Below are 15,594 nucleotides of genomic sequence, written 5' to 3'. Positions count from 1 at the left end.
TTACGAATCTCCTTTTTCTTTTACAGGTTTCATAAATTGAATGACGCGTGTTTCTTTGTTTGCAGAAATCATCAGCTTGTCCCGTTTTTCGGCCAGCACCTTTTTATTCGCGAGCCGGAAGTTCTCTTCGACCCCTTCCAGCTTCAAGGCGGACAGCAGTACTTCGGGCTCCCCCAATGCTTTTATTTCATACGGAGGTTTAATCGTCCTCGTATCGATCTGAATGACATCCCCGACATTGCGAATCGCAGAGGTGGCAACCAACCTGTGCTCATTGATGGATACCGCCTGCGCTCCGTTCGCAAACAGGATATTGACCAGCCAACGCAAATCTTCATCGTCAATCGTGTATTCCCCTACAACAGGCACCTGCATGTGATCGTCCAGAATCGGCTCCTCGGGCATGGGGGCATCGACGACTTGCAGCACAATGCCTTCTCCTTCCACTTCCACCATTCCGGCCAACCGGCGGTTTCGTTCCAGCTCTTCTTTCATGACAGAAATGCTCTCGTCTTCACTTAGCGAGGTTTCGTATTGGTAGTACAACTGATTGTACTTGGAAATATCTGCAAGCAGGTTCTTGTGTTTCTCCAGTTCTTTTTGCAGCGTGGTCCGAAGTTCCGCGATGCTGCGAGACTCCTTATGTACGGGATGTAAGCTGCTGCGCAACTGTACAGCCAACATCACACCTATGATAGCACTAATAACGGCAAGAATAAACGTGATTTTACGGCTTTTTTGTAACATGGGGCAAACGCATCCTTTTCCCTTTTAGGAGTGTTTCGTTTTGGCGTCGCCGACGAAAGCCGGCAGTTGCAACTTGTCCTTTTTCGCCAGGTCGATTTGAACAAAATCTTGCAGGGAGTGCAGTACTCCCCCCGGCAAATTGAGAGCACTCTCCATCGTCTCCGGATTGCCGATTGCCGAAATCACAAAGGGAGCCGCTGACTTGATCCCGTTGACGATAATCGTCGGCCCGACACAGCGGATGGAAGAGTTGCTCACCAGCCGCTGGCCGTTGATGCTGATCGCCTCCGCTCCCGCTGCACGCAGCTCGTTGACGACCAGGCGGACGTCCTGCTCATGCACGATGAAGTTGGCGATGTCCGAGCTGCTGGCGGCCGTTTGGCTGTCTTGCATCGTGATGACGATTCCCGGCCCTTCTACGGCTACTACGCCAGAGAGCATCCGCGCGGCTTCCAGTTGGCTGAGCGTTTCGGCTGCTTCCGATTTTCGCTGCGCCATCGCTTCCTCGACTTTGCCCACCTGCCGCTGCAGATCGATCAGTTGTTTTTCCAGATGCCTGTTTTGTTCTTTTTCGGACAAAATCCGATCGTTCAATTGCGTTTCCTGCTGGAACAACTGATCGTTCAGCCGCTCTTTGCGCGTGAGCTTGGTAGTCTCAAACGAGGTCGCTACCAAAAAACCGGTACAGAAGGTCACAACAGTTAAATACAAATGAAACTTGCGGCGACGACTCATTGTCTGCTTCCCCTTTTTCCTTTACTGCGGCTTTTCTGTTTGCTGCTGGTTGTCCGTAAGCGGCACGCCATCGCTTCCCGCCGCGCCGTATGGAACAAACCACGGCTGCTCAAACATGGAGAGCACCCCTTTGGTACCTGCGGGCAGCTCAGCCACGATTGCCGGATACCAGTTCAACATTTTGTCGAGCTTGTAGACCACACTGCGCACTTCGTTTCCGTCGCGCATGTACAAGGTCACCCGCTGCTTATCGTACACCGTTGGCGTCAGAGTTATGTCCGAAATCTCTGCGAGCACGTTCGGCGTCAGTCTGGATAACGCTTTGGCGAGGTTCGGGAGGAGCTCAGGCGCTGTCCAGGAGCTGATTAACGGCCTGTCCACCACGCGATCGGCAAAATTCACCTGCTTCAATACTTTCCCGTTTTCGAGCAGCGGATAGCGGCTGCCGTCCTGGCCGTTCCAGAAAGCGACCCGCTTCAGCTCTGTCACGTGCAGGCGGATGACTCCCGGGAACGAGCGGCTGACCGTTACGCTTTTGATGCCTTCCAGCGGCTGCAGGTTGCTCTGCACGCTGCTCTCCCATACGTTGAGAAATTGCATGTCGCGCGCGAGGCCAGACTGCTGGACAATTTGCTCCGCTGGGTAAATGTCATTGCCGATCACTTGAATTTCCTGCACTTTGCTGTATGGTGATCGAATAAAAACGATGATAAGTACGGTAAGAAAAAACAGCACCAAGAGAAAAACTAGCTTGCGGTTTCCTTTTCTTCTGGGGCGTTGCTGCTTGACTTGCGGAATGCGTTCTTCAAATACCGCCATGGCCGAATCCTTCCTCATGCATTCTAGGCTCATCGCCCGCAAGATTACTCAAAACAAAAGAAAATAAAAGGTTTTTTTCCAAATAATTGCCACTTTACAAAACAGGGAAAGCGGCATAGCACTATGCCGCTTGTCTTCCCTCGATCATATCGACACCCTCGTAATATCGGCTCCCAGCCTGCGCAATTGCTCTTCCAGCCGATCGTACCCGCGATCGATATGATGGATCTGGTTCACCGTGGTAATGCCTTCTGCAGCAAGCCCTGCCAAGACCAAAGCAGCTCCTGCTCGCAGATCCGTCGCTTCCACACTCGTGGCGGTCAGCTTCCCTACGCCGCGAATGATGGCAGAGCCGAGATCTACGTATATAGAGGCGCCCATTCGCGCCAATTCATTCACATGTTTGAATCTTCCTTCGAAAATCGTTTCCTTGATGACGCTGGTTCCCCTCGCCTGTGACAGAAACACCATCAACTGCGCCTGCAGGTCTGTCGGAAACCCTGGGTATGGCGAGGTGATGATCCGGTCGTAGGCACGCGGACGGGAGTTGCTTTTGATTTCCATTATATCATGGCGGGTTTTGATTTCAACACCGCAGCTACGGGCAACCTCAATCAATGCTGTGAGCTGCTCAGGCAGCGTGTTCGTCAGTTCGACATGGCCCTGGGCAATTCCGACCGCCAGCACGTACGTACCCGTGACAATTCTGTCGGGGATGATCCGGTAGCTGACGGAACGAAGCCGCGGCACGCCGCTGATCTCGATCGTATCGGTGCCTGCGCCCCTGATCCGCGCGCCCATGGCGTTCAGAAAGTTTTGCAGGTCGATAATCTCCGGCTCTCGGGCCGCATTGCAGATGCGTGTCGTCCCTTTTGCCAAGACCGCCGCCATCATGATATTTTCCGTCGCACCCACGCTGGGGAAGGAAAGAAAGATATTGGTCCCGCGCAATTGCTTTGCCCGAAATGTAATGTAGCCTTCGGATTCTTCTATTTTAGCCCCGAGTGCCGTAAGACCGGACAAATGCAGGTCAATTCGGCGTTCACCAATGTCGCAGCCGCCGGGACGCGATATGGTGACTTCACCCAACCTGGCCAGAAGCGGCCCGGCGAGAAAAATAGAAGATCGCATCTGGCTCATTAAATCATCTGGTACATGCGGGACGGAGACAGACGTTGTATCCAGATCGACGCAACCGTCCACATGCTTCGTGTTGGCCCCCAGCGCCGTCAATATTTCCAACATGACCTTGATATCTTTCAAGTGGGGGACATCGTAGATATAGAATTGCCCTTCCGCAAGCACAGCAGCGGCAAGGATAGGAAGAGCAGCGTTCTTAGCTCCTTGGATCCGAAGCGAACCGGACAGAGGTCTTCCGCCTTCGATCGCAAAAGTCTCCAAACTTTCACCTCCGTGTTACCCCTCGCCCACCACCAGAACTTCCGGATGCAGATCAATTCCGTATGTCGCAAGAATTGTGCTCCGTACATGCTCGATTAAGGTGAGGACGTCGGTAGCCGTGGCTCCTCCGCAATTCACGATGAAATTGGAGTGTTTTTCCGAAACCTGAGCTCCGCCGATTCGATAGCCTTTCAGCCCTGCTGCCTCGATCAGACGTCCTGCGTGGTCGTTCGGCGGATTGCGGAACACACTGCCGGCGCACGGCATCTGCAACGGCTGTGTCTGGCGTCGCCGCTCCTTGTTGGCAGAAAGCGTAGCGGAAATTTGCTTGCGATCACCAGGGCGCAGCTTGAAACGGGCCTCCAGCACGATCCCTTTTTCTCTCTGCAAGAGTGAAGTCCGATAGCTAAAGCTCAGTTCCTCGTTACTCAACACCTTACATTCGCCGTTTGCAAAAAGGATTTCGGCTTCAATAAGAATACGTGAAAGATCAGATCCGTGTGCCCCTGCATTCATATAGACGGCTCCGCCTACCGTACCAGGAATCCCTCCTGCGAATTCCATCCCTGTCAATCCCATCTTGCCTGTCTCCACCGCCAGGCGGATCATGGAATATCCGGCACCCACACACACCTCTTCATCCCTGAACTCGCAGTGGCTCAAGCCCTCAGCCACTTTGAGCACGGCTCCGCGAATCCCTCCGTCCCTCACCAGAAGGTTGGAGCCGCGCCCGATAACACTCCAAGGAATTTCATGACGATGGATGATTTGCAAGGCTTTTAGCAAGGATTCTTTGTCCTTGGGCTGGATCAACAAATCAGCAGGACCCCCGATCCGCCAAGTCGTATGATTGGCGAGAGGTTCATTGGTCCACACTTTTTCGATTCCTGCTTGCTTCAGCTCATCTGCGATTTTTTTCATTTGTGAACCTCCTGATACGTTTGCTAGGTCGGACCTTTAAGTCTTCTCACGTGTTTGCTCCATACTATGCCATCGCCCAGAGCGGCGTGACAATCGCCCATCCGATCATTTTTTTCCGGAGACTTCCTGCAGCGTGCGAACGATCTCGGTCGCTGCCTGCGGCATTCCGAGCGACAGGGCGCTTTCCTTCATCTGCGCCCACCGCTCACGGCTTTGCAAAAGGCTCTCTACCTCGCCCAGCAGGCGCTCGCCGGTCAGTTCCTTTTCGACAATGACCCGCGCTGCCCCTGCCCGTTCCAGGCCGCGCGCATTTTTCTCCTGATGGTTGTTGGTCACGTACGGAGAAGGGATGAGGATCGACGGCACGCCGAGCGCCGTCACTTCGGCCAGCGTGGACGCGCCGGCACGTCCAACCAAAATATGCGTCGCCGCCAAAACGTCCGGCATGTTATGGACGAAAGGAAGCACGGAAAGGTTTTCGGGAAGCTTCCCTTTTGCGGCAAGTTGTTTGGAGATGTTCTCGAAATGAACGTCACCCGTTACATATACAAAATGAGTATCGGCATATTGGCCCAGTTGTGTGACGACAGCTAGCACCGCTTCATTGATCGCTCGTGCGCCGCGACTGCCGCCAAAGATCAGGACGATTCGCTTGCCAAAGTCTACCCCGAGAAAGCTTCTTCCCGCCTGCGCGTTGCCGTGCATCACTTCTGTCGCGCGCGGGTTGCCGGTAAAGACTGTTTTGCCCTTGGGAAAATAGGCGAGCGACTCCGCAAACGACACCGCCACCCGCGTAGCCGACTGCGACAAAAACTTGTTGGTCAAGCCCGGGACGACGTTTTGCTCGTGAATCAGCGTCGGAATGCCCAGACGGGACGCCGCGTACACGACCGGGCCGCACACGTATCCGCCAGTGCCGACGACGACATCCGGCCGGAAGTCGCGCAGCATTTTTTTCGCCTCGGACACCGCGCGAACGAATTTCCACAAAGTCTTGATGTTGTCCAGCGACAGCTTTCGCTTCAAGCCGCTGATCTCGACAGACTGGAACGGAATTTCCGTGCGCGGTACAAGCTGCGCCTCCAGCCCTTTTTTACTGCCGATATACAAAAAGGCAGCCTGCGGTGTTTGGCGAGAAACTTCTCTCGCCACCGCAAGCGCCGGATAAATATGTCCACCTGTGCCACCGCCTGTTAGGACGACGCGCATACAATCACACCCTTATTTTTATGCAGGGAAAAAAACTGGCTTCCTGCTGAAAATTCATGATCGGGAAAAGCGGGAAATGTTCAAGAGAACGCCGACCCCTGTAAGCATCAAGGTCAGGGATGATCCTCCGTAGCTTAGAAACGGCAGCGTAATCCCGGTAACCGGGAACATGCCCGTGACGACGCCGATGTTGATGACGACCTGAATAGCGATCATGCCGATGATCCCGAGCGCAAGGAGGCTTCCGAACAGGTCTGGCGCCGTAATCGCGGTGCGCATCCCTCTCCACAACAGCAGCAGGAACAAAAGCAGGATGAGCGTGCCGCCGATAAACCCCAACTCCTCCGCTACGATGGAAAAAATGAAGTCGTTGTACGGCTCCGGCAAGTACAGATGCTTCTGCCTGCTTTGTCCCAAACCGAGGCCGAGCAAGCCGCCTGGGCCAATCGCATACAGCGACTGGATGATTTGGTACCCGGTATTGAGCGGATCAGACCATGGATCGAGAAAAGACGTAATCCGCTTGATGCGGTAAGGGGCCGACAACACCAGCCCGATAAAGCCGACGACGCCAATCATCCCCAGACCGACGAAGTGGCTGATTCGCGCTCCCGAGGCAAAAATCATCACAACCGCCGTTCCCATCAGGACGGTGCCGGTTCCCAGGTCCGGCTGGAGCATGATGAGCCCGAAGCAGACCATCGGGATCGCCAGGGCAGGCATCAGCCCTTTTCGGAACAGGACGATCTGTTTTTGGTTGTCCGACAGCCAGCGCGCCAAAAACGCGACGACGCCGAGCTTGGCAAATTCGCCAGGCTGAATCCCGAAAGCCCCGAAGCCAAGCCAGCTTTTGGAGCCGTTCACTTCGATCCCGATCACGAGAACCAGTATCAACAAGCCGATACTCATGTAAAAGCCCGGCTTGGCCCATTGTTTCCACACCCAGTAGTCAATGTTCATCGTAATGTACATGGAGGTAATGCCGAGCAAAGCAAAAATGAGCTGCCGCTTGGCAAAGAAGTACGGGTCGGAAAAAGGCGGCTTCTGGGCGACGATCGCACTGGCGCTGTACACCATCACGATGCCAATTCCCAATAAAAAAAGTGTTGCAAAAATAATTACGAAGTCGGGGGCAGAGCGTACCTTGCTCATAGTGCCAGGTCATCCTTTCTCATGCCGTCCCGTATTGCGCTGTATTCATGAGGCTTTCGTGGGACGTTATGCTAGGCTTGTTTTAAGTCTATGCACGCCGTCCTTAAACATGCTCCCCCTGACCTCAAACGAAGGGAACATATCCCAGCTCGCACACGCCGGGCTGAGCAGTACTACGTCTCCTGATTGCGCCAACCGGGAAGCAGCAAGAACGGCTTTTTCCACAGTATCGACATGGATTCGCTCGTTAATCCCTGCTTCTTCCGCACGCGCAAGCAAAATCGGCGCTGTCTGCCCGAGCGCGACGACCGCTTTGACCCGTCCTTTCATGACAGGCAAAAGCTCCCGAAAATCGACGCCCCGGTCAAGGCCGCCGCAAATCCAGACAACAGGCTCCTGGCACGCCTGCAGCGCGCGGGAAGCCGCTTCCGGATTGGTCGCTTTGGAGTCGTTGTAATATTTGACCCCGGCAATGGAATCGACGTATTCCATGCGATGCTCCACGCCAGGAAAAGTAGACAGCACCTGCACGATGGCGCTTGTATTGGCACCAGCCAGCTTGGCGACGAGAATCGCAGCCAGGGCGTTGTCCAAATGCGGAACAGTCATATCCGCTACCGCGATGATGTCATCCGACTGGCCCTGTCCATCTGTAAACCGGATCACGCCATCCTGGACAAAAGCGCCTCTCGGAACTTGCTGCGTCTTGCTGAAGTAGTAGACACGGGCAGGCAGCTCGCCGCATTTGGCGAGAATCTCCGGCTGGTCAAACGGCAGGATCGCGATATCATCTGCTGTTTGGTTGGCGAACATTTTCAGCTTCGCGTCCAGATACGCCTCCATCGTATGGTGGTAGTCGAGATGAGCAGGATACAGATTGAGCAAAACACCGATGTGCGGACGAAACTCCCTCGTCCCCATGAGCTGGAAGCTGCTCAGTTCGGCCACGAGCCACTGGTCCGGGCCCGCTTCTTCGGCGAGGCCGCACAAAACCGTGCCGATGTTGCCGCCAACGAGCACATCCAGGCCCGCTTCCTTGAGGATTTGTCCGACGAGCGTCGTCGTGGTTGTCTTTCCGTTGGAGCCTGTAATGCCGATGATCGGTGCCTTGGCAATCTGGGAGGCTAGCTCCACCTCCGTCACGACAGGAATTTCCAGTGCGAGCGCCTGCTGCACAGGCGGCGCTTCGTACGGAATCCCCGGATTTTTAACGACGAGCGCCACGCCCGGATGAATCAAATCGTCCGGATGGTGGCCGCAAATGACGGTGATCCCGAGCGCCTCCAGTTCCTCGATGCCACCTGCTTCTTCGCGCGGCTTTTTATCGTTGACCACGACATGAGCGCCAAAGCGGTGCAGCAGTTTTGCCACTGCCACACCGCTTTTCGCCATTCCTAAAACGACTATGTGCTGGTTTTGATAACGAATCATCTGATTGTCACCACCTCAAGATATACGCCCAATCCGGCAAAAAACATCCCGACCAGCCAGAAGGTGACGACGACGCGCCACTCGGACCAGCCTGTCAATTCAAAATGATGATGGAGCGGACTCATGCGAAAAATCCGTTTGCCGCGCGTTTTGAAAGAAACGACCTGCAAAATGACGGACAGTGTCTCCACGACGAACACGCCGCCGATAATCGCCAAAAGCAGCTCGGTTTTCGTCATGATCGCAATTCCCGCAAGCGCTCCCCCCAAACCGAGCGAGCCTGTGTCTCCCATGAACACGCGGGCCGGATGCGCGTTGAAGACGAGGAAGCCAAGAACGGCCCCGACGACGGCGGCGCTGAAAATCGCCGTGTCGTAGTCCTGCCCGAACCAGGCAATGATCGCGTACGCGCCAAAGGCGATGGCTCCTGTCCCTGCCAAAAGTCCGTCCAGGCCGTCTGTAATGTTCACGGCGTTGGTCGTGCCGACGAGCAAAAACAGCAGGAACGGGAAGTAGAAATAGCCGAGCTCCAGCTTCCACGGCGTTCCGGGCAGATGCAGCGACGTGTCGTGCCCCATCATGAGCAGCAAAACATACGCGCCGATTGCCAGCAAAATCTGACCGGCAAACTTCTCTTTGGCGGTCAAACCGAGGTTGCGTTTTTTTCTGATTTTGATAAAGTCGTCCAAAAACCCGATCAGACCGTAGCCGAGTGTCACCAGTAACAGGAAGTAAATTTCCATGTTGGCATTGGCAAACTTCAACACGGTAAAGATAAGTGCCAAAAGAATGATGGTACCCCCCATGGTAGGGGTCCCAGCCTTCTTGTAGTGCGATTGCGGTCCTTCCTCGCGAATGGCCTGCCCGAATTTCAGGCGGCGAAGGAAGGGAATAAACAGTGGGCCAATCAGTACGGCAATGAGAAACGCGGCGACGATCGTGACGATTAGGACGTTGTCAGCGAACATGCCCGAGCCTCCTTTCTTTCGATGCCAATGTGTCGCATCTGTCTCTATTCTTGGTTGTACCGGGCAATCGCTTCCCGTGCTACTTCACGGTCGTCGAAGGGCAGTACTTGATCTTTAATAATCTGGTACGTCTCATGACCTTTTCCGGCGATCAAAATGACGTCGTCAGCCTTTGCCAGCGAGATGGCATGATGAATCGCTTCGCGGCGGTCTGTCACCGCTGTGTAACGGGAAGCGTCCACGTCGCGCACGCCAGCCAGCATGTCGTCGATAATCGCTTGCGGCTCCTCGGAGCGAGGGTTATCTGATGTTAAGACGGTCATATCCGCATACTTCGTTGCGATCTTCGCCATAATCGGGCGCTTCGTGCGATCGCGATCTCCGCCGCAGCCGACGATGCAAAATACGTTGCCTTTGGCAAACTCTTTGACCGTCACCAAGGCGTTCTCCAGGCTGTCCGGCGTATGGGAGTAGTCGACCAGAACGGCGAACGGCTGTCCGGCATCGACCGACTCGAATCGCCCGTTCACACCGAGGACCGCCTCCAGGCTGGCCTTGATGTCTTCGAGGCTCACGCCTTCTGCCAGTGTAACCGCGATAGCGGCCAATGCGTTGTACACATTGAATTTGCCCATCAGCTTCAGGTTGAGGCGAATGGTGCCTGCAAAGGTTTCCGCTGTAAACGACGTTCCCTTGCTCGTGATTTCGATGTCCTTCGCGCGCACGTCCGCCGGCTGGTCGATCCCGTACGTAAGGACGCGCGCAGGGGTCACCGTCGCATACAGCTTCGACGCCTCGTCGTCTGCGTTCAGCACGGCTGTCTTCAGGCGGTTCGGGTCGTAGTGGTTCCCGAACTGGGAAAACAGCAGCGACTTGGCATAGCGGTAGTTTTCCATCGTTTTATGGTAGTCGAGATGGTCCTGCGTCAAATTGGTGAAGACTGCGGTATGTATGTCGCAGCCGCGCACGCGTCCCTGCTCCAGCGCGTGGGAGGACACCTCGATAATCGCGTAGTCTGTATGGACATCGCACATGCGACGGAAGCTTCTTTGCAGGTCCACGGCATCGGGCGTCGTGTTTTTCACTTCTTCCGTGACATCCCCGATCCGCATGTGGATCGTGCCGATCAAGCCTGTTTGCTTGCGCTGGTCGCGCAGGATCTTGTCGATCAGATGAGTGGTGGTCGTCTTCCCGTTTGTTCCGGTAACCCCAATCACCTTTAACTCTCTTGTGGGAGATCCGAAAATGCGATCAGCCAGCATAGCCATTGCCCGCCGGGTGTCCGGCACCCTGACAATAGTCGCTGGCACGTCCAGATCTTGTTCGGATAGCACGGCGACGGCGCCATTTTTCACCGCCTGGGCCGCAAACGCATGACCGTCCACGGTGTACCCTGTCAGACACACAAACAAGTAGCCGGGCTTCACCTGGCGCGAGTCTGCTGTCAAACCCGTAATCTCCATACTGTCATCCCCCGAAACCTTCACTGGCAACAAAGGCATGAGCAGATCCCGTAGAAACATGAAACAGGCACCCCATTCTCCAACTAGTATAGACAGAAATTTGCCCTTTTTTACGAAAGGAAACCGATCCATTTCTGTGACGAACAAAGGCAGAGCGACTGTAGACAAGCCTACTTCCCTCCGCCTTCGAAATCTCATTTTATAGCTAATTGGTCAATTTGTCACCAAGATGTATGCGAATTTTTCCGCCCTGGTCAATTTTCACGCCAGGCGCAGGCGACTGCTGAATGACATAGGTCCCTTTTCCGGAAACGACCAGCGGAAGCGTCTCATACGTCTGCACGACGTCCTTCATCGTCTGCCCGACCATGTTCGGAACCTCGATCGGCTCGCGCTCGCCCAATGCCTTGTTGATCTCCTTGGCGATGCCGTCCTTGCGCTTGGGCACATTCATATACTGCAGGGAAGATTCGATAATGCTCTTGACGCTCGGCGCGGCAATCAGTCCGCCAAAAGCCAGCGCCTTCGGATTATCGACCGCGAAGTAGACGACGATTTGCGGATCGTCCGCAGGGGCGAAGCCGATAAACGACACGATGTACTCCCCGTCCACGTAGCGGCCGTTTCTGACCTTTTGCGCGGTTCCCGTTTTTCCGCCGACCCGGTAGCCTTCAATATAGGCCTTGTTTCCTGTTCCTTGGGCCACGACGCTCTCCAGCGCATACCGCACCTTGGCAGAGGTTTCCGCTGAAATCACCTGGCGCACCTCGGTCGGAAGCGTCCGCGCTACAATATCGTGTGTGACGCTATCCCGCCATTCCTTGGCGACAAACGGCTTCATCAGCTTCCCGCCGTTAATCGCAGCCGAGACTGCGGCCATTTGCTGGATCGGCGTGACCGATACCCCTTGGCCAAACGAAGTCGTGCCAAGCTCGACAGGTCCGACGCGACTGAGATTGAACAACAGCCCGTTCTCTTCCCCGATCAGGTCGATGCCTGTTTTTTGCCCGAAGCCAAATTTTTTGATGTATTCAAACAGCCGCTCTTTTTGCAGGCGCTGCCCCATCGTTACAAAGCCGGGGTTGCACGAGTTTTCCACGACTTCCAGCATCGTCTCCTGTCCGTGCCCTTGCCGCTTCCAGCAGCGCAGCCGCTTGCCTGCCACGGTAATGAAGCCGGGATCGTAGAAGCTTTCCTCCAAAGAGACTACGCCTTCGTTCAAAGCGGCAGCGAGCGTGACGATTTTGAAGGTCGAACCTGGCTCATACGTTTTCCAGATCGGCAAATTGCGGTTGTACACTTCTGTCGGATAGTTTTGATACTCGTCCGGCTGGAAGGTCGGACGGCTGCCCATCCCCAAAATTTCTCCGGTCTTCGGGTTCATCGCGATGGCGAGAACATCGTCCGGCTGATAAGCGACGACGGCCTGGTCCAGCTCCCGCTCGATAAACGACTGGATGGCGCTGTCGATCGTCAAATACATGTCCATCCCGCTCACCGGAGGGACGTAATCTTCGGAGCCTCCGGGCATGACGCGCCCTTTGGCATCGGACGGAAAAGAAATGTGCCCCTCGGTTCCTTTCAGAAACGGGTCGTAAATTTTTTCCAGTCCGGTCAAGCCCTGATTGTCAATTCCGGTAAAGCCGAGAATGTGCGCGGCCATGCTTCCGTTCGGATAAAAGCGTTTGGAGTCTCCGGCCAAATAAATCCCCGGCAGGTTCAACTCCTGAATTTTCCGCGCTTTTTCGATCGGCAGCTTTTTTCCGCCTGGAATCTTGTCGTTGCTCATCTGTTTTTTGGTGATGGCCTGATAAACGTCTTCTTCTTTTTGCTCCAAAATGATCGCGAGCTGCCGGGCCGTCTCCTTCGGGTCCTTGATTTGCGCGGGGACGGCGACTACCGTTGGCACCGTCATGTTTGACACCAACTCGTTGCCGTTCCGATCCAAAATCCGGCCGCGATTCGGCTTGAAGTCGATTTCCCGGTTCAACAGTTGGTCAGCCATCTGGGCAAGCTTCGGTCCTTCGATCAATTGCACATACCCGAGCCGGGTGATGAGCGCCGTGTACAGGACAATGCCGATGACCAGCGATATGAAAATGCGACGGCGTACAGTAGCATTGGATACCCGCAAAGCGAGTCCCCCCTCGGAAATAGGTTGTCTCTTCCTTACCTTATTCCTTGGGGGGACGGGATAGAACTATGGGGTTGCGCTTGTTTGGCTGGCATCTGTGCCGGCAGGAGGGGCTCCCTGGTTCGACTCTGCCCCGCCCTGCTGGCCTGTCGATTGTCCAGCAGGCTGTTCCGTTTGTTCAGCCGGATCGGTCGCTGCACCTGTTCCGGCCGGAGGCGCCGTTCCTGACGGTGGAGCGGTTCCGGATGTCGCCGCTCCGTCCTGAGCTGGAGACGGCGCTGGCGGCTGCGATTCGGACTGCAGCGTGATCTGCAGCTTTTCCTTGCCGTTTAGCGCTGTGCCCGGCGCAATGCTCTGCTGTACGACAAAGCCCGTGCCCGTAGCGTGGACATCAATGTCGAGCAGCGAGGCAAATTCCATGACTTCCCTGAGCGACTTCCCTTTGAAGTCAGGCATTTTCGCGCCCGTCAAGCGGTCCGATACCAAAATGATTTGCTTCCCAGGCACTACCTGTTCGTAGGCGGCAGGGTACTGCTCCACGATCTTGGTCCCGGTTCCGAGTACTGTCACGGTCAAATTGTCCTGCTTCGCTCGCAGTTGCGCCGCTGTCGTGGACATGCCCACGAACTTCGGCAGCGTCTGGCTTGCAGCAGACTGAGCCGCCTGTACCTGCTCCTGTGCGGCCGTAGCGGTCGACTTGCCTTTCCCGCTGTCGGCTGCTGCGCGGGGCAGTTCTGGCTGCTGCTGCAAGTATTGCAGGCTGCGCTCCATGATCGACTTGAACGTCGGCGCGATCATCATTTTGCCCCAGTACGCGTACCATTCTTTCGTATCGGGATCGTCAATTACGACGTAGACGAGCAGGCGCGGATTGTCTTTCGGCGCAAAGCCGATAAACGAAGCGATGTAGTGCCCGTCCATGATCTTACCTGTGTTCGGATCGTACTTTTGCGCGGTACCGGTTTTCCCGGCGACGTGGTAGCCGTCGATGGCGTACAGCTTCCCTGTTCCGTGCTCGCCGGTCACGACCGTTTCCAAAATGTCGCGGGTCTTCTTCGCCGTCGCCTCCGAGACGACCCTTCTCACGACTTCGCGCTCGCTGCGCTTCACGACCGCTCCTGTATGCGGATCGCGCATTTCCTTGACGATATGCGGCTTCAACAGCTCGCCGCCGTTGGCGATGGCCCCTACTGCCATCACCTGCTGGATCGCCGTAACCGTCACCCCTTGTCCGAAGGTCGTCGCGGCCCAGTCGCGAGGAGACTGCGGTTTTTCCAAGTTAATCAGGGTTCCTTCTTTTTCGTAGGGCAACTCGATTTCAGTCAGGGAGCCCATCCCGAACTTTTTGAAGTACGCCCTGAGCTTCTCCAGCTTCAGACGCTCGTAGCCGAGCTTCGCGAACATCACGTTACTGGAGCGTTGCACCCCTTCCAGAAACGAAATTCTGCCCCAGCCCACCCCGTTGTTATGGTCGCGAATCGGAACTTGTCCCTTGATCGTGTACTTCCCGGAGTCATACGTCTCATTCGGGTTGAACAAGCCTTCCTCAATCGCGGCGGCCAGCGTAATGATCTTGAACGTGGAGCCAGGCTCGAACATGGAGGTGATCGCGTGGTTCGTATAGTTCGAAATCCCGTTATAGTACGTATTGGGATTAAATTGCGAACGATTGCCCATCGCCAAAACTTCGCCCGTCTGCGGGTCGGATACGATGACCGTCATCCCTTTTGGCTTGTACTGCCGATCCACCACATCCAGCGCTTGTTCGACGTAATCCTGAATTTGCCTGTCGATGGTCAGATAGACATCGTAGCCGTCTTTTGCCGGGATGTATTCGCCTTCTCCATCCGGTAGCTGGTAGCCAGCTCCGTCTCTTTTATACTGCATCTGCCCTTCTTCTCCGGCCAGCTCCTTGTTGAGCTGCAGTTCGATCCCCATCTTCGGCTCATCGTACAGATCGAGATACCCGATCACGTGCGAAGCAAAGCTGTTGTTCGGGTAGACGCGTCTTGTCGTCTCATTCAGAAAAATCCCCGGAAGCTGATTTTCTTCCACCTGCTTACCGCTTGGCAGCTTCGGATATTGCAACTCCAAAATCCGCTTTTTCTGCTCTTCGCTGATTTTCCTTCCGTAGCGGCCCAGCTCCACCACCTTGTTCGGCTTGGTCAGCATCTTCACCAATTCAGGCACCGGAGCGTTGAGAATGGGGGCCAGACTGTTTGCTGTGTAGTAAGGGTCCTTGACGACGTCCTGATCTTTTTCATCCCGCCCTTTCAGCCTGGCGTTCACGGTGTATGCCTTGCCTTGGAAGGCGAGAATTTCGCCGTTTCGGTCTTTGATGGCACCGCGCGTCGGCTGCAGGGTCCGATTCCGGTCCCATTGCTCCTGTGCCTGTCCCATGATTCGAGCTGCGTCTACCGTTTGAATCCAGTAGATCCGAATGCTCAAGCCTGAAAAGATCAAAATCAGGCATAACGCACAAATGAGGATGCGCCAATTCACGAGTCGTTTCGTTTCCATTTCCACTCACTCCATCACGTCAATGATCGCCTGCCTGAATCGGCACGGACAGTCAAGCGTAAGAAAAAAATGTTACCGCACAATTGACGCAGTA

At 55.2% G+C, this 15,594-nt stretch carries 12 protein-coding genes; all 12 read right to left on the bottom strand.

Features of this window, described 5'->3' with window-relative positions; genetic code table 11:
• Complete coding sequence (locus AC3WQH_RS03385; protein ID WP_309478769.1) at positions 1 to 747, bottom strand: DUF881 domain-containing protein; 747 nt, start codon at positions 745 to 747, stop codon at positions 1 to 3.
• A 24-nt stretch (positions 748 to 771) separates the two neighbouring features.
• Positions 772 to 1,482, bottom strand: coding sequence for a DUF881 domain-containing protein (locus AC3WQH_RS03380; protein ID WP_005832971.1), 711 nt, complete (start codon positions 1,480 to 1,482; stop codon positions 772 to 774).
• A gap of 21 nt (positions 1,483 to 1,503) precedes the next feature.
• Entirely contained in the window at positions 1,504 to 2,301 is a 798-nt protein-coding gene (locus tag AC3WQH_RS03375; protein ID WP_005832973.1) for a cell division protein FtsQ/DivIB, read from the bottom strand.
• Between the two features lie 144 nt (positions 2,302 to 2,445).
• The gene (murA, locus tag AC3WQH_RS03370) at positions 2,446 to 3,702 is read right to left on the bottom strand and encodes a UDP-N-acetylglucosamine 1-carboxyvinyltransferase (RefSeq protein WP_025845050.1); all 1,257 of its coding nucleotides are present in this window, start codon (positions 3,700 to 3,702) and stop codon (positions 2,446 to 2,448) included.
• A 15-nt stretch (positions 3,703 to 3,717) separates the two neighbouring features.
• Positions 3,718 to 4,623: a UDP-N-acetylmuramate dehydrogenase gene (murB, locus tag AC3WQH_RS03365; RefSeq protein ID WP_005832977.1), complete on the bottom strand. Its 906-nt coding sequence runs from the start codon at positions 4,621 to 4,623 to the stop codon at positions 3,718 to 3,720.
• Positions 4,624 to 4,728: 105 nt separating this feature from the next.
• Complete coding sequence (murG, locus tag AC3WQH_RS03360) at positions 4,729 to 5,832, bottom strand: undecaprenyldiphospho-muramoylpentapeptide beta-N-acetylglucosaminyltransferase (protein WP_005832979.1); 1,104 nt, start codon at positions 5,830 to 5,832, stop codon at positions 4,729 to 4,731.
• 54 nt (positions 5,833 to 5,886) lie between these two features.
• Positions 5,887 to 6,984, bottom strand: coding sequence for a stage V sporulation protein E (gene spoVE, locus AC3WQH_RS03355; protein ID WP_025845057.1), 1,098 nt, complete (start codon positions 6,982 to 6,984; stop codon positions 5,887 to 5,889).
• A gap of 66 nt (positions 6,985 to 7,050) precedes the next feature.
• Positions 7,051 to 8,415 (bottom strand): UDP-N-acetylmuramoyl-L-alanine--D-glutamate ligase, encoded by a 1,365-nt coding sequence (murD, locus tag AC3WQH_RS03350; protein WP_005832981.1) that lies wholly within the window; start codon positions 8,413 to 8,415, stop codon positions 7,051 to 7,053.
• Entirely contained in the window at positions 8,412 to 9,383 is a 972-nt protein-coding gene (mraY, locus tag AC3WQH_RS03345) for a phospho-N-acetylmuramoyl-pentapeptide-transferase (protein ID WP_005832983.1), read from the bottom strand. Before mraY ends, murD begins: the two co-directional genes overlap by 4 nt.
• Positions 9,384 to 9,427: 44 nt before the next feature.
• Entirely contained in the window at positions 9,428 to 10,906 is a 1,479-nt protein-coding gene (locus AC3WQH_RS03340) for a UDP-N-acetylmuramoyl-L-alanyl-D-glutamate--2,6-diaminopimelate ligase (RefSeq protein ID WP_492331907.1), read from the bottom strand.
• A gap of 145 nt (positions 10,907 to 11,051) precedes the next feature.
• Positions 11,052 to 12,980: a stage V sporulation protein D gene (locus AC3WQH_RS03335; protein WP_007784200.1), complete on the bottom strand. Its 1,929-nt coding sequence runs from the start codon at positions 12,978 to 12,980 to the stop codon at positions 11,052 to 11,054.
• A gap of 66 nt (positions 12,981 to 13,046) precedes the next feature.
• Positions 13,047 to 15,500, bottom strand: coding sequence for a penicillin-binding protein (locus AC3WQH_RS03330; RefSeq protein WP_492331906.1), 2,454 nt, complete (start codon positions 15,498 to 15,500; stop codon positions 13,047 to 13,049).
• Between the last annotated feature and the right edge of the window lie 94 nt (positions 15,501 to 15,594).

It is taken from the genome of Brevibacillus sp. FW301-21C12A (assembly GCF_058788915.1).
This window is presented reverse-complemented; position numbering and strand designations above follow the sequence as displayed.

What these genes read in the sequence shown, in the direction of transcription:
- murD (WP_005832981.1), bottom strand. Translation starts at nt 8,415, where the DNA reads ATGATTCGTTATCAAAACCAGCACATAGTCGTTTTAGGAATGGCGAAA.
- mraY (WP_005832983.1), bottom strand. Translation starts at nt 9,383, where the DNA reads ATGTTCGCTGACAACGTCCTAATCGTCACGATCGTCGCCGCGTTTCTC.
- murB (WP_005832977.1), bottom strand. Translation starts at nt 4,623, where the DNA reads ATGAAAAAAATCGCAGATGAGCTGAAGCAAGCAGGAATCGAAAAAGTG.
- AC3WQH_RS03375 (WP_005832973.1), bottom strand. Translation starts at nt 2,301, where the DNA reads ATGGCGGTATTTGAAGAACGCATTCCGCAAGTCAAGCAGCAACGCCCC.
- spoVE (WP_025845057.1), bottom strand. Translation starts at nt 6,984, where the DNA reads ATGAGCAAGGTACGCTCTGCCCCCGACTTCGTAATTATTTTTGCAACA.
- AC3WQH_RS03385 (WP_309478769.1), bottom strand. Translation starts at nt 747, where the DNA reads ATGTTACAAAAAAGCCGTAAAATCACGTTTATTCTTGCCGTTATTAGT.
- AC3WQH_RS03340 (WP_492331907.1), bottom strand. Translation starts at nt 10,906, where the DNA reads ATGTTTCTACGGGATCTGCTCATGCCTTTGTTGCCAGTGAAGGTTTCG.
- AC3WQH_RS03380 (WP_005832971.1), bottom strand. Translation starts at nt 1,482, where the DNA reads ATGAGTCGTCGCCGCAAGTTTCATTTGTATTTAACTGTTGTGACCTTC.
- AC3WQH_RS03330 (WP_492331906.1), bottom strand. Translation starts at nt 15,500, where the DNA reads ATGGAAACGAAACGACTCGTGAATTGGCGCATCCTCATTTGTGCGTTA.
- murG (WP_005832979.1), bottom strand. Translation starts at nt 5,832, where the DNA reads ATGCGCGTCGTCCTAACAGGCGGTGGCACAGGTGGACATATTTATCCG.